The following is a 14,072-nucleotide window of genomic DNA, read 5'->3' on the forward strand; positions in this document are numbered from 1 at the left end:
TATAAGATATATTAGTATAAAAATAATTCTGCTTTATTAGAAAGGATGGTGAATGAAGCGGATTCTACGGCTACTCTAAAGTAAAGTAGAACTCTTGCTTCGATTTTATGAATAAAATTAAAAATAAGTATATTTTGCTTCCTATTATTACTGCAGTTTTATCATTAGTACTCCTCGTTTTTGTAAGTAGTACCTTTAAAGTATCTTCAACTAAACTATATACTAATTTTCTTAAAGATGTTTCGCTAAATACTATTTCCACAGTATACGTAACAACCTCTCCTAAAATTCAAGTTAAACTTAAAGATGGAACTATTTACGAAACTGACAATCCAAGAACTAACAATTTCAAAGAAGGTTTATTAAAGGATGGTATAAATGTTTCTGAGCAAGCTTTAACTAGTCCATTAGAAGTTGCATCCATATCTGGTTTTGTAATTTCTCTTATAGTACTTGGATTTATGTGCTTTAAACCTGCAAGGAGAAAAACAAAAGGCATGTTCTCAGCTAGCAACCTTGACGTTACAGCCGTTTCGGATATAGGCTTTAACTTTGAAAATGTAGCCGGTAATGAAGAAGCTAAAGATAGTGTACAAGACGTAGTTGATTTCCTTAAAAACCCCGAAAAATATTCTGCTTATGGAGCTAGAATGCCAAGAGGTGTAATTTTATATGGAGATCCAGGAACAGGTAAAACCCTTCTTGCAAAAGCGGTAGCTGGAGAGGCAAATGTACCTTTCTACGCAGTTTCTGGTTCTGATTTTGTTCAGATATATGTAGGGGTTGGTGCTGGAAGAATCAGAAGCTTATTTAAGAAAGCAAGAAGTCATGGAAGAGCAGTTATCTTTATTGATGAGATTGATGCTATTGGCAAAAAAAGAGATAATGGAACTGGTGGTGGTTCTGATGAGAAAGATCAGACACTTAATGCTCTACTAACTGAGATGTCTGGCTTTAATGAGTCAGAGGGCATAATTATAATTGCAGCAACTAACAGGCTTGATATGCTTGACGAAGCACTACTTCGTCCTGGTCGTTTTGATAGACATATTGAAGTAACTCTTCCTGATGTATCTGCAAGAGAAAAGATTTTAAAACTTCATCTAAAAAACAAACCTATTAAGGATATAGACTACAGCGAATGGGCACATAAAACTTCATACTTTTCAGGTGCAAAGCTAGAAAATTTAGCTAATGAAGCAGCCATCATTGCTTGTAAAGACAATTCTACATTCATTGAAAATGAACATTTAGATAAAGCTTATTCGATAATGCTAGCAGGTTATGAAAAAGTTGATAGAGATTATATTAAAGAGGATGATAGAAAAATAACTGCATTCCATGAAGCTGGACATGCTTTAATTTCACTTAAGATGTTACCAAAAGACAAGGTATCTAAAGTAACTATAATTCCAACTACCAAAGGTGCTGGCGGTTATACTTTAAGTATCCCCGAAGATAAACTATATCAAAACAAAGATTATATAAAGAAAAAAATAATGGTACTACTCGGTGGCAGGGCTGCTGAAGAGATTATTTTTGGTAGGGACCATGTAACCACTGGTGCATATAGCGATTTGCAAAGAAGTACTCAGCTTATAACAAACATGATAACAGAATACGGAATGGGTGAATCCTTAGGTCTACTTACTATGGCTAAATTAAAAGAATCAGGTTTCACAAATCAAGAACAAGTATTCTCGGAATGTAAAAATTTAATTTCGCAGTTATATGATGAAGTTATAAACATACTAACAACTGAAAAAGAATCTCTAAAAAGTATCACTAGTTTATTAATTAAAAAAGAAACTATAGATCATGAAGATTTAATAAGTATTATAAATAAAGATGCGATCTATGATTGTCTCCTGCATAGCACCAAATAAGAGGTTGAAACGTGAAATTCCATTAAGAAATTCTAATCTTTTGCAAATAGAAAATCCTCTAGCGCTCACATTCGGCGTGCAACGCCGGTTCGCTAGCCTTCCTTCCAGTCAGGCTCACGAGAATTTTATATTTACAAAAGAAGAATTTTAAATGGAATTTCAATGTTTCTGCCCTTCTTATTTGGTATCACTTCCGGAGAAATTCATATTATATCACATTTACACTAAGATATAATTGCACAAAATGTTATTTAAGGCACATTCAAGTGTATAAGGAGCAAAACATGCTTCTTATTAATTTGAATGTGCCTTTTAACTGTTGTGTTACTCTTTAGTTTTATAATTTACAAGAAATGCTACAAGCATTCCTCCAATAAGTCCACCTACATGAGCAAAATTATCAATACCCGGCATCGTAGCTCCTATAAATATATTTATAAATATAACGGATAAAATATTTTTTATAAAAGCACTTCCAGTCTTTTCTTTAGATGTAATTGCAAATATAAGCACTGCTCCGAGTAATCCAAAGATTGCACCGGAGGCACCAATTGAAACACTTGTTGAAAATATATAACTGAATATAGATGCGCATATTCCAGAAATAAAATAAATAGCAAGATATTTTATTTTTCCGTAAACACTCTCAACCATAGGACCTATAGCATAAAGTGAATACATATTAACCGCTACATGTACAATCCCACCATGCAAAAACATACAAGTAACAAGCCTATAATACTGACCTTGATTTATTAAATCATTAACCTTTGCACCAAGTAAAACTAGAACATTAGTATCACTATTTAATATGCTACCATTTGCCATATAACTCAGGTATGCAGTAATACCATACATTATAACGTTTATAGCTATAATTATTATGGTTATCCACGGTTTGTCTTGTAAATTTATTTTCTCTGCCCTACTGCGTAAATTGTTATTATTCATAATTGAAACTAAGTCATTCACTACCTCTAACTTTACATTTTGAGAATAATTCACTTTTTTTTCTGATACATTAACCTTTATTAATGGTTTTTGTAATAAATTATTTATTTCGAGGATTTTACCAGATTCATCGCTACTTAATTCACCCTCAGATAACAGTATATATATATTGTTCTTATCTGCTGGAATATCATATTGTGTTAATTGATTTAAACTTCTAGGAGTCGTAAATATTATTCGGTAATCAAAACCGCTTATATTCTTGCTCACCGTCCATAGCTTTGAATTATTATTTTTACTTGTTATATCTTCTAATAAATATCCATGCTGCGTTGTCATACCATTTATAATGATCTTTATATTTTTTTCTAACATATTATTCTCCTAATCAAATAGATATTTTTACATTATTGATTCCACAATAACATTATGATGCTTAAGCAAATCTATTTCATAAAATTTAATAGGTAGCCGTGTTTCACTCTCATATAGTACCCTTAATATAGGCCTATCAGGGAAATTTTTATTTTGCTTAATTACATATCCTTCAACACCATTTGATAACTTTAAACAAACTCCTAATGGAAACACTGAAAAAGTTTTTTTGAAATCTTTTACTACTTCCTCATCAAATGCATTTCCAGCGCCTGCGAGTATTAGCTCATAAGCATCACTAGGGTTAAATTTTTTTCTATAACATCTATCATTACTTACAGAATCATAAACGTCACAAATACCAATTATCTTTGCAAATTTAGAAATTTGATTTTTAGTAAGTCCATAAGGATATCCCTTGCCATCAACTCTCTCGTGGTGGTGTTCCACTGCTTTTAAAACCCTATTTGTCATACTAAAATTTTGCATCAAAATTTCTTTCCCATATATAGGATGGTTTTTTATTTCTTCAAACTCTTCCTTTGTTAGTTTACCAGGTTTCGTTATAATATTTTTGTTTATTTTAGTCTTACCAATATCATGAAGAATTGCACCAATGCTTAATTCTTTCAATTCACCTTGTGAAAGCTTCATTGTAATACCAAGAAAAATTGCCATAATTCCAGTATCTATAGAGTGAAGATAGGTATAGTTATCAAATGTTTGAATATCGTACAAACCTTTATTAACATCACCCATCTCAATAATATAATTAACTAAGTCTTCCACAACCGATAAGGAATTTTTAGTTCCTACTGCATCCCCTTCAGTTACATTTTTCATTATGGTAGACATATTTTTCATAGTTAATTCCTTTAACCTGCATAACCTCTCATCTTCTACAGGTACATCATCTAGCCTTGAATCTTCTACATAAATATAAAAAACGCCTAATTTTTTAAGTTTAACAATATATCTTTTTGTCAATTTAACTCCAGATCTTAAAAGTATACTTCCATCATTAGTTACTATGTTTTTACCTAATATTTCGTTTACCTTTACCCTACTAATAAACTCAAGTCTCATGGTCACCTCTAATTGTTTTTTAGTCATCGCTTGTGGAAATACATATCCACAAGCGATGATTAAACTTCCAGCTTAAGTATCTAAGTTATTTTGGAGAGTCATCGAAAAGTTAGCGATGACTCTATTTGTATTCTTCTTCTTTTCCTTTGATCCTTATAAAAACTTCTCTAAGTTCTTGCTTTATTAGCTCACATATTTCAATTAATGATTCGCGAACCACCATATGCTCATCAGAATATTTGAACTTAACTAGCCATGTTGGGTTATACTCATCATCTATAGGCTCAATAATATATCCTTTAGATCTAAATACATCTTCGTTAAAGCAATCATAAATTGCTGAAAATTGCCATTCCTCCACATCATCATGCGTATCAAAAGTTAAATTAATTAAATCTCCGCAGTAATTTAATTTTGTTACAAACTCTGCGCCCTGCGATGTTTCATAACTTCCAATCTCACGAACAAATTGATTAGTTTCTTTATCTACTTCCATTAATACCAATGAAGAAAATTGCATAAAACCCACCCTCTCTTATTTTTTGCAGTCCTTACAAATACCTTTTAAATAAACATGACTTTCTGTAAGTGTTATTCCTGTCTTAGCCTTTATTTGCTCTTCTATTTGAGGTATAGGGCAATCTATAACCATTTTTTTATGACATAAATCACATTCAATTATATGTTTGTGTGAATTATTATTTATAATATAGTTATACATATTGTTTCCCAAATCAAATTTATTAACAATTTTTTTACTCTCTAGCAAATCTAAGGTTCTATAAACCGTTGATAAATCTATTTTAATGTCTTCTTTTTTAAGTAAATCATATATAAGATTTGCGTTTATTGCATCTGAGCTTTCGAGTATAATTTCAAGTATACTTTTTCTTGCTTTAGTAACCCTAATATTATTATCTTTTAAATATGAAATTCCATTCATCTACATCACCTTACTACATTATTTTATTTCTTTTAATACTGCTAATAAGTAATTCCACATTCTATCTGTTGATGAGATACTTAGATGTTCTTTTGATGTGTGCACATCATACATATTAGGTCCAAAAGATATTTGATCAATATTACCCTCAAACTTTTTACTAAATAACCCACACTCAAGTCCTGCATGTATAGCTGCTATTTCAGGTTTCTTGCCAAATAAATCCTTATAAACATTTTCAAATACTGTTTTTATTTTGGAGTTAGCATCATATTGCCACTCTGGATAATCAGATTCAAATTCAATAGTTGCTCCCACCATTTCTGCAAGCACTATAGTTTCATCACATATTAATTTCTTTAAAGATGCAACCGAGCTCCTTATTGCAGAGTCAAATACTAAATAATCATCCTCCGTTGTAAGAACGCCTATATTTGTTGAACTTTGTACTAACCCTTTTATATCGAGGCTCATGCTTTTAACTCCATTTGGAATTAAGAAAAGTACTTGAAGTGCTTTTGTAGCAGTCTCCTCTGAAAATATTTTACGTGAATTATCTTCTAATATTTCAATAGATAAATTAACATCTGGATCAACAGTATTTAATTCATTTTTAAATATAGAATTCCACAAAGCTAATTTCTGATTAACTATTACTTTATCATCTTCTCTAAATAATATAACAGCATCAGCACTTCTTGGAATTGCGTTATTTTTAGCTCCTCCACTTATAGAATTTATTTTGAAATCTATAGCTGATTTTAAATCCATTAAAAAACGTCCCATGATTTTGTTAGCGTTACCTCTTTCTTTATCTATTTCCATTCCAGAGTGACCGCCTTTTAAATCCCTTAATTTTATAAGACAATTTACAAAGCTTTTATCTGACTCTTCCCAAATTATAGGAAGTTTTATTTTTTCCCTTACTCCACCGGCGCAACTTACTAAAAGTTTTCCTTCTTCTTCTGAATCTATATTAATTAATACTCTTCCCTCTAAGTCCTTAGGGTCTAGCGCCTCGGCTCCAACCATGCCTACCTCTTCACCAGTAGTTACTAATAACTCAATTGGTGGATGAGGAATATCTGTAGAATCTAGAACTGCAAGACTCATTGCTACTGCAATACCATCGTCAGCTCCAAGTGTAGTACCATTAGCATGTAAAAAGTCACCCTCCACAATAAATTCAATAGGATCCTTTAAGAAATCATGTTTTGAATGAAGTTCTTTTTCACAGACCATATCCATATGCCCTTGAATTATTATCTTTGGCGCATTTTCATATCCTGGCGTTCCTGGTTTCTTAATAATTATATTTAATGAAGCATCCTGAGTAACTTTCAAATTATGTTCTTTTGCAAAGTTTACCAAAAAGTCACTTACTCCCTTTTCGTTACCAGAACCTCTTGGAACCTGGTTCATCTCTTTAAAATATTTAAATGCTTTAAATGAATTTAACTCTTTTAATTTTTCTAACATATTTATCATCCTTTCTTGTGAAATGTCATTAAAAAAACATCATTTTTAGTCCAAAAAATACTAAGATTATTCCTCCAATATAGTCTGCATATTTTCCTATAATATCTATCTTTTTTAGATATTTGGAAATTATAAAGGCTATTATTACCATTATAAAAGTTACTGCTCCTATGATTAATGTATCTTCTAATAATATAACCTTTGTTATATTATTTAATACTGTAAATCCTACCACCATAGCATCTATACTAACAGAGATTCCTAAAATAAAATACATCTTAGGTTTAAGTAGTGGACACTTACCTTGATTATCAATTCCTTCTTTAATCATAATAACTCCAACTAACGCTATAATTATACCGCCAATAATACTTGGCATTGAAGCTATATATGTATTAAAAAGGAATCCCGCATAAGCTCCAATATACGATAATAAAAATTGAAATAAAGCAAACGAAATTGTAAAACCTACCTTATTTGAGAATTTAGTTTGATTGTTTAATCCTATGCATAAAGCTACTCCAAAAGCATCTAAAGATAGAGCTAAAGCAATCATAAATAATGGGTACATAGCCAGCTTCCCCACCCCCTTTAATAATAATTCATTCTAATTTTGCTAATTTCTGTGTATAACTTTCCATATACCATTATCAATTATTCAGGCTTTCTTGTCAACTAAGATTTAACACTATAAAAAGTATTGTTTAACCGCTGCTTGTATATACTGACTTTTATAGACTATAATATAAAGGTATTTACACTAGGAGGAGTTATAATGCTTTCAATATACAGCAATGCAGAAAATAAGCAACTTACAAAGCTAGAAAATATAGAACCTGGTTGTTGGATTAATATGATAGATCCATCAGATGAAGAATTAATATTTGTTTCAAAAAACACTAATGCACCTATGGATTTTTTAAGAGCCGCTTTAGATGAAGAAGAAACCTCCCGTATTGACATAGAGGATTGTACATTAATTATCTTGGACATTCCATTTACTGATGTTGACGATAATTCCTTAACCTACGATACTTACCCTATCGCTGTGATCCAAACAGACAAAGTAATAATTACGGTTTGTTTAAAAAACAGTAAAGTATTATCGGATTTTGGCGATGGAAAAATTAGCTCTTTTTTTACATATAAGCGTCAAAGATTTATGCTTCAAGTCCTATATCGGATTGCAAGATACTATTTAATATACCTAAGGCAGATTGATAAAAAAAGCTACATAGTTGAAAAACAACTACATAAATCTTTAAGAAATAAAGAACTTCTTCAATTATTGGCTCTAGAAAAATCACTTGTATATTTTTCTACTTCATTAAAAGGAAATGAAATCACCTTAGAAAAAATGCTTAAATTAGATATTCTTCAACAATATGAGGAAGATAAAGATGTCCTCGAGGATGTTATCATTGAAAACAAACAAGCTATAGAAATGTGTTCTACTTATACTGATATTTTAAAAGGTACCATGGATGCCTACTCTTCTGTTATATCAAATAAACTAAATATCGTAATGAAATTTCTTGCTGCCATTACAATAGTTATGGCTATTCCAAATTTAGTTTCCGGACTATTTGGTATGAATGTAGGCGGAATACCCTATGGTAACAACGCCAGCGGTTTCTTGTACGTGTTTACATTTATTGTTGTTTTAGTTATCTCTTCCATTTATATCTTAAATAAGAAAGATATGTTTTAAAAATTGAAACTAAAACAGTTCACCACTCGTATTATATATGAGTAGTGAATTTACATATAGATTCACATTATTTAGACTTCGTATTTTGTGTATAAAAACTTTTTAATGATAGGAGGAATCTACTTATGAGAAGAAGAAAAATTCTATATGCTGCGCTATTTATAGCTGCACTATCCACCATATCTGCTTCAAACACTTATGGAGCTACTACAGCAATGCCAAGTGGTACTGTAGTAATTGGATCAAATGCTTTTTCACTTGACTACGCTAATGATGCTAAAAACGAAAATGAAATTTCCAGCGCAATAGTAGCCGGTGGTGATGTATATGTTAAAACTTATAATAATACATGGGTTAATAATTCTACCTCTGTAACTATAAATGCTAACATACTTCCTAGCGTAACTTATAAAAGCTCTACTGGTATAGAAAGTAGTTTTGCAGCTGGAGATGCCTCTTCAGATACACCTGCTGTCACAGATCCACTACAGATAATTAGCATAGAATAAATTTTATTTTTAAAAATTTGAAAAAGCACGATTTGTAAAATAGCAATTTGTAAAATTGCTATTTAAAAAGCGAGTAACGTTTCACAAAATAGTTGACCCCTATATATTGATATAAATAAAGATAAGAGATAGTTTCTAAAACTATCTCTTATCTTTATTTATAAATTCTTTTATTTTATGATTTTATTTAACTGCTTCTCCCTTTTTTAGTTGTAAATCTACTGAGTAAGCTACCTTATCTGATTTTAGAAGTTTAACTACCACTTTATCATTCTCTTTTCTAATTGGAAAAGCTGTAGTAGCTTTACCTATTACTGCTATTGGATTTATAACTTTTCCATTATAATAGATCTGGTATTTTGTAACATCCTTATATTGTTTCTTTCCTGCATCTGATAGAGTTACATTTACTACACATCCAAAAGAAGCTTTTCTTACTGTTGCCGTAATTGGTGCTGATGGATCTATTTTACTCGACTTACTTTTCGCATAAAATATACCTGAAATAGCTAGTATAATTACTATAACCGCAACTATACCTATTGTCTTTTTATTAATTTTATTTTCCATTATTATCATTCACTCCTATTATTATATTATTTTTTTATCTGATACTTAATTTTATATTTAATTCCTTAATAACCTTCTTATTTTGGTCTAAAAACTTTACTACCACCTCGGTTCCAGCCTCCTGAGCTGGGAAAAGGGTAGTTTTACCTTTTGAAATACTCTCTAATGCTGATATATTCTTATTTCCAATAGAGAATTGATAATATTTATAACTACTAAATTTTTTATTATCCTTAACTATCTCTGCCGTAGATCCAAAATTTGCAGCTTTAATAAATACTACAAGTCCATCTTTACTACTTTTTACCTTTATATTTTCATCTTTCACTTGTGCCGCTGTTAGAGGTTTTTCTTGTGCTGCTATTTTAGCATTTTGTTGTATTAATAATATGGTTTGTTTTTGCTGAGCTGTTTGAGCTTTACCTTTATTTGTAATATCTTTATTAGCTACACTTGCTTTATTTTCCCCTGATTTTACTACACCAGTTTTAGAATTGTCTATTGTGGAATTAGCCTTTGATTTTTTTACAGCATCCTTATTTAGCTCTATATCCGCAGACTTTTTATTTTTAATACTAGCAGCATCTTTATCAACTTTTGATTTATGAAGTAATAACACTAAAGATACTATTAATACTATACTTACAAGCAATGAAATTATTATATTACGTTTTTTTCTATCGATTTTCATTTCTTATCCTCCTCTACTACATTCTGAAATACACTTTACAGTTGTTTATATCGGCATCCTTATTAACAATATAATCTTCTGTTATAGTAAAATCATAAATTTTTGCCTTATGAGGATTTACATTTACATTTTCGATGTCAAATACTCCTCCAGCCACTATTTCTCCGTCCTCATCCTTAATCACTATTGGTAATGTTTCTAATTTCACAATTGTATCACACCCATTACGAATCATAAAAACTATAGAAATAGAATCATCCACACACCTTAAAGTTTTAAACACCTCAATATTAACATCCCCAGCCTTTATTAAAGGTAACTTATTTAAGAATTTTGTAAAAGTACCTTCTAACTCATGGTGGTCATCACCTGGGAATCCTTCAAATTTAGTCTTTACCGTATTTACTGTGCTAACAGATTTTCCAAACTGTATTTTCCAATCATCATTTGTAATAACATCAACAAGCAGGTTTATTTTATCAAAATAAACCTTATATGGTCTTGCACAAAATGGTGGCAATATACCAAAATCCTTCATATCCATGGTCTGGCTTGCAAGTATATCATCGTTTTTATTCACAATAAGTAATGGTACTTTATGAAAATTAATCTGCTTAGATGATCCATTTCTTATATAAACACTAACTTCAATTTTATCTTCCATATCAAAAGTGTATATACCATTAATACATACTTGTCCATCTTCAAGTGGTGGTAATTCATTTAACTCTTCCATTATAAGTTCTTTCTGAAAGTCTGACATAACCCCTTTGTCATATTCATTAAGATGAAGTACTATGTTTACCGCCTCTTTCTCTAGTATAGTATTGCTTTCTATTAAATTATCATTACTTATCATCCCAAATTCCTCCTAGTAGGTTCTTTTCCTATTCTTTGTAGTTTAAATCGCTCCTAATTATACCATATAATTTAAAATCACTTGATAAATATTCTTTATACTTGTCCACTTTAAACTACGTTAAACCTTAGAAATAGTTGCACCTCATTTTTTAAATAACCCCAAAACGCTTAGAAAAAGTTTTGCAACTTCAATACTTTTAAAATATATATTGTAAATAAAAGAGAAACCGCCCAATTAGATTGGACACTCTCTCTTTCTATTTGAATTATATTATAGTGCCTCCTGCTTTATAGTAACGGCCTATTTTTTATATTTTAAATTTTTCTACACTTTCAGATAAACTTTGTGCCATACCTGCAAGAGTTTCTGCTGTTGCGGTCATCTCTTCTGAAAATGCCGTCTGCTGCTGCGTTGTAGCTGAAATTTCCTCAGCGGAGGCTGCTACTTCTTCTGAAACACTTGCTACTGATTCTACTTTTTCCACCACATAGTTTTTAGACTTAACTGCGGATTCTAATGCATAATTTACATTTTGAATTTGAGGAGTTATAAGCTTAACTTCATCCAATATATCCTTAAATGAAGCAACTGTACTCTCCACTGTAACAACCTGCTCTTCAATTTTATTAGTTACGAGGTCAGCTTTACTTGAGACTTCCTTTGTATCCTTAGTAACGGTGCTTACAAGCTCCATAATTCCATTTGAGGAAGATGAAACTTGTTCTGCAAGTTTTCTTATCTCATCTGCAACTACCGCAAATCCTTTTCCTGATTCGCCAGCCCTAGCAGCTTCTATGGAAGCATTAAGTGCGAGCAGATTAGTTTGTCCAGCAACATTATTTATAACCTCTGTAATATCTGTAATTTTCTCTACGCTAACATTCAACAATAGAAGTTTTTCTGTAACATATTTAAATCCCTGTCTTATATCTTCCACAGAGCTTACAAGGTCTTCTATTCTTAATGATCCTATATCCGCAGCCCCTTTAATTTTACTACTTCCTACTGAAACCATTTGAGCATTTTCATTTATAGTATCAAATGTTTTTGTAAATTCTTCAAGCAATGTAACTGATTCAATAAGATTTTGACTTTGTTTTGTAGCACCATCTGCAACTCCTCCTACAGCTCTCGTGATTTCCATGCTGGATGATGCAACTTCTTCACTAGAAGCAGAAAGAGTCTGAGAAACACCATTTAAGTCACTCGTGGTACTCTTTATACTTCCAATCATCTCTCTAAGTGTTTCTAAAGTTTTATTCATAGCTTTAGCTAAAACACCAACTTCATCCTTAGCTTCAACTTTCAAAATAGCGGTAAAATCACCCTGTGAAATTGTTTCTAATGCTGAAACTACATTTTTAATAGGTTTTGTAATTTTAGAAGAAAAAAAGTATGCAAATATTAATATTAGAATTAAACTTATAACAAATAATAATCCTATTTTCTTTATAATATTAAGGACAATATATTGTAAATCTTGAGTATTAATTGTAATTGATGAAACCCCAATAATTTTACCATCCTTCAATTGTGGAACAACAGTAGTAGAGCCTTTATATTCTTTATTTATATAATCCTTAGTATTCCCATCCTTAAGTGCTTCTAATTCTTTTGCATTCCCTGATTTCCCTATTTGACTACTGTCGCTATTTATAACCATTTTTCCATTTAAATCTATGTATTGAAAATTTGTAATGCTAGGTTGTGCCTTACATATTTCCTCCATATAAGACTGAGTATCCGTTATATTATAATTAGATTTTTCTAAACTCATATTTGCTTGTCCTATAATTATTTTACTATCTGATTTGATCTGATCATTGAGCATGCTACCCATATTTACAGCTATTAAAGCAAACATAGTTACCATACTTATAATCGCTACTGACATAAAACCTGCTGTTACCTTCTTTCTAAGGGAATTAAACACTTATACCATCTCCTTTATTATGACTCTCGATTTTATTATCTTATGTGACGAAAAAAATGTCGATATTTTTTATTTTTTGAACTTATAAGTAATAATATGAATAAATAAGGTAAAATTGCTATTTAAAACAATCCTACCTTATTCTATATTACACTTTTATTAAATTTTTAATGAATATCAACTATAGTACCATCAATACCCAAAACTAATGTTTTAAATTCATCTACTTTAACCTCGGTTAAAAAGCTGTCTATACTACCATCATAATTGTTAAGTCTCGCTTTATTGAAATACTTACTAAATGTATAGTTTACGTTATCAATAGTTACTCCTGTTGGATTAAGTATATCTGGTGTAACTGCTTTAATTGTTCCAACTTTAACTTTATCATATACATAAACAAATGTATTTTTATTCCATATATCTGATACAAAATAAACTACATCATAAGCATTTAAATCAGTTTCTTGTATATTTGCATTTCTATAAATATAATTATACTTTATATTCTTAAACTGATTTATAAGTTTAACGTTATCAGCTTTATATACCTGAGGTTCGCCAAAATTTGCATCAACTATAACAGCATAATCATATCCTACATTATCGCTTTTTTTTGTTAAAATAATTGAAGAATACGCTCTCACAGCTTTGGCTGCAACTTCGTAATCCACAGATACTCCATGATAGTAATATAAAGAAGCTTTTGGAAGTGTCATAGTTTTATCTGTACCAGCATCATCCGTATAAGCTATTAAAGAGCTTGCTACACTAGTTACAGAGTATTTTTCTGTAGAATTTTCTTTTCTATCAATTTTAGTAATCATATTGTCACTAACATATAACTGGTATTTAACACCGATTTCTAGAGGAGCTAATCCATCCTTTACGGTTAAAGTCCCTTTATCCGTAATAACTTGATTATCAGCTAACTTGTCTGAAGTCTTAAGATTTCCAAGTATCAGATATTCTCCCATACTACCAATTTTCTGTTCTATGCTTTTTATACCAACTACCTTGCCATCATGTCCTAACATTACAGATACCAAATCTCCTGTTTTAAAAGAAGAAAGGTT

14 protein-coding genes are annotated in these 14,072 nt (G+C 30.6%); 3 read left to right on the forward strand and 11 right to left on the reverse strand.

The window, feature by feature from the left end:
- Positions 1-107 precede the first annotated feature (107 nt).
- Complete coding sequence (locus KPL44_RS21120) at positions 108-1,886, forward strand: ATP-dependent metallopeptidase FtsH/Yme1/Tma family protein (protein WP_216254404.1); 1,779 nt, start codon at positions 108-110, stop codon at positions 1,884-1,886.
- 324 nt (positions 1,887-2,210) lie between these two features.
- Here KPL44_RS21120 and KPL44_RS21125 read toward each other — a convergent pair whose 3' ends face one another.
- From KPL44_RS21125 to KPL44_RS21150, 6 genes are all read right to left on the reverse strand, one after another.
- On the reverse strand, positions 2,211-3,212 hold the full coding sequence (locus KPL44_RS21125) for a rhomboid family intramembrane serine protease (RefSeq protein WP_216254407.1): 1,002 nt from the start codon (positions 3,210-3,212) through the stop codon (positions 2,211-2,213).
- A 27-nt stretch (positions 3,213-3,239) separates the two neighbouring features.
- Positions 3,240-4,298 carry an HD-GYP domain-containing protein gene (locus tag KPL44_RS21130; RefSeq protein WP_216254440.1) on the reverse strand — a complete coding sequence of 353 codons (1,059 nt, stop codon included), beginning with the start codon at positions 4,296-4,298 and terminating at the stop codon, positions 3,240-3,242.
- A 121-nt stretch (positions 4,299-4,419) separates the two neighbouring features.
- Positions 4,420-4,818 (reverse strand): DUF6762 family protein, encoded by a 399-nt coding sequence (locus KPL44_RS21135; RefSeq protein WP_216107775.1) that lies wholly within the window; start codon positions 4,816-4,818, stop codon positions 4,420-4,422.
- A gap of 15 nt (positions 4,819-4,833) precedes the next feature.
- Positions 4,834-5,241 carry a Fur family transcriptional regulator gene (locus KPL44_RS21140; protein WP_216254409.1) on the reverse strand — a complete coding sequence of 136 codons (408 nt, stop codon included), beginning with the start codon at positions 5,239-5,241 and terminating at the stop codon, positions 4,834-4,836.
- Positions 5,242-5,259: 18 nt separating this feature from the next.
- A complete protein-coding gene (locus KPL44_RS21145) occupies positions 5,260-6,720 on the reverse strand; it encodes an aminoacyl-histidine dipeptidase (protein ID WP_216254412.1) in 1,461 nt (486 codons plus the stop codon).
- 28 nt (positions 6,721-6,748) lie between these two features.
- Positions 6,749-7,297 carry a manganese efflux pump MntP gene (locus tag KPL44_RS21150; RefSeq protein WP_216254442.1) on the reverse strand — a complete coding sequence of 183 codons (549 nt, stop codon included), beginning with the start codon at positions 7,295-7,297 and terminating at the stop codon, positions 6,749-6,751.
- Between the two features lie 198 nt (positions 7,298-7,495).
- Between KPL44_RS21150 and KPL44_RS21155 the strand changes: the two genes are divergently transcribed.
- Positions 7,496-8,431 (forward strand): magnesium transporter CorA family protein, encoded by a 936-nt coding sequence (locus tag KPL44_RS21155; protein WP_216254415.1) that lies wholly within the window; start codon positions 7,496-7,498, stop codon positions 8,429-8,431.
- Positions 8,432-8,556: 125 nt separating this feature from the next.
- Positions 8,557-8,940, forward strand: coding sequence for a hypothetical protein (locus tag KPL44_RS21160; protein ID WP_216254418.1), 384 nt, complete (start codon positions 8,557-8,559; stop codon positions 8,938-8,940).
- A gap of 183 nt (positions 8,941-9,123) precedes the next feature.
- Here the strand turns inward: KPL44_RS21160 and KPL44_RS21165 are convergent, their stop codons facing one another.
- The 5 genes from KPL44_RS21165 to KPL44_RS21185 all read right to left on the reverse strand — a co-directional run.
- Entirely contained in the window at positions 9,124-9,510 is a 387-nt protein-coding gene (locus tag KPL44_RS21165; RefSeq protein WP_216254421.1) for a hypothetical protein, read from the reverse strand.
- 34 nt (positions 9,511-9,544) lie between these two features.
- Entirely contained in the window at positions 9,545-10,201 is a 657-nt protein-coding gene (locus tag KPL44_RS21170) for a hypothetical protein (RefSeq protein ID WP_216254424.1), read from the reverse strand.
- A 16-nt stretch (positions 10,202-10,217) separates the two neighbouring features.
- Positions 10,218-11,060 (reverse strand): SLAP domain-containing protein, encoded by an 843-nt coding sequence (locus tag KPL44_RS21175; RefSeq protein WP_216254427.1) that lies wholly within the window; start codon positions 11,058-11,060, stop codon positions 10,218-10,220.
- Positions 11,061-11,370: 310 nt separating this feature from the next.
- The gene (locus tag KPL44_RS21180) at positions 11,371-12,996 is read right to left on the reverse strand and encodes a methyl-accepting chemotaxis protein (RefSeq protein ID WP_216254430.1); all 1,626 of its coding nucleotides are present in this window, start codon (positions 12,994-12,996) and stop codon (positions 11,371-11,373) included.
- Between the two features lie 167 nt (positions 12,997-13,163).
- Positions 13,164-14,072, reverse strand: a 909-nt coding sequence (locus tag KPL44_RS21185) for a hypothetical protein (RefSeq protein WP_216254432.1), incomplete at its 5' end; no start/stop codon positions are given.

This window comes from Clostridium sp. DSM 17811 (assembly GCF_018861905.1).
Classification (GTDB): Bacteria; Bacillota; Clostridia; order Clostridiales; family Clostridiaceae; genus Clostridium_AD; species Clostridium_AD frigoriphilum.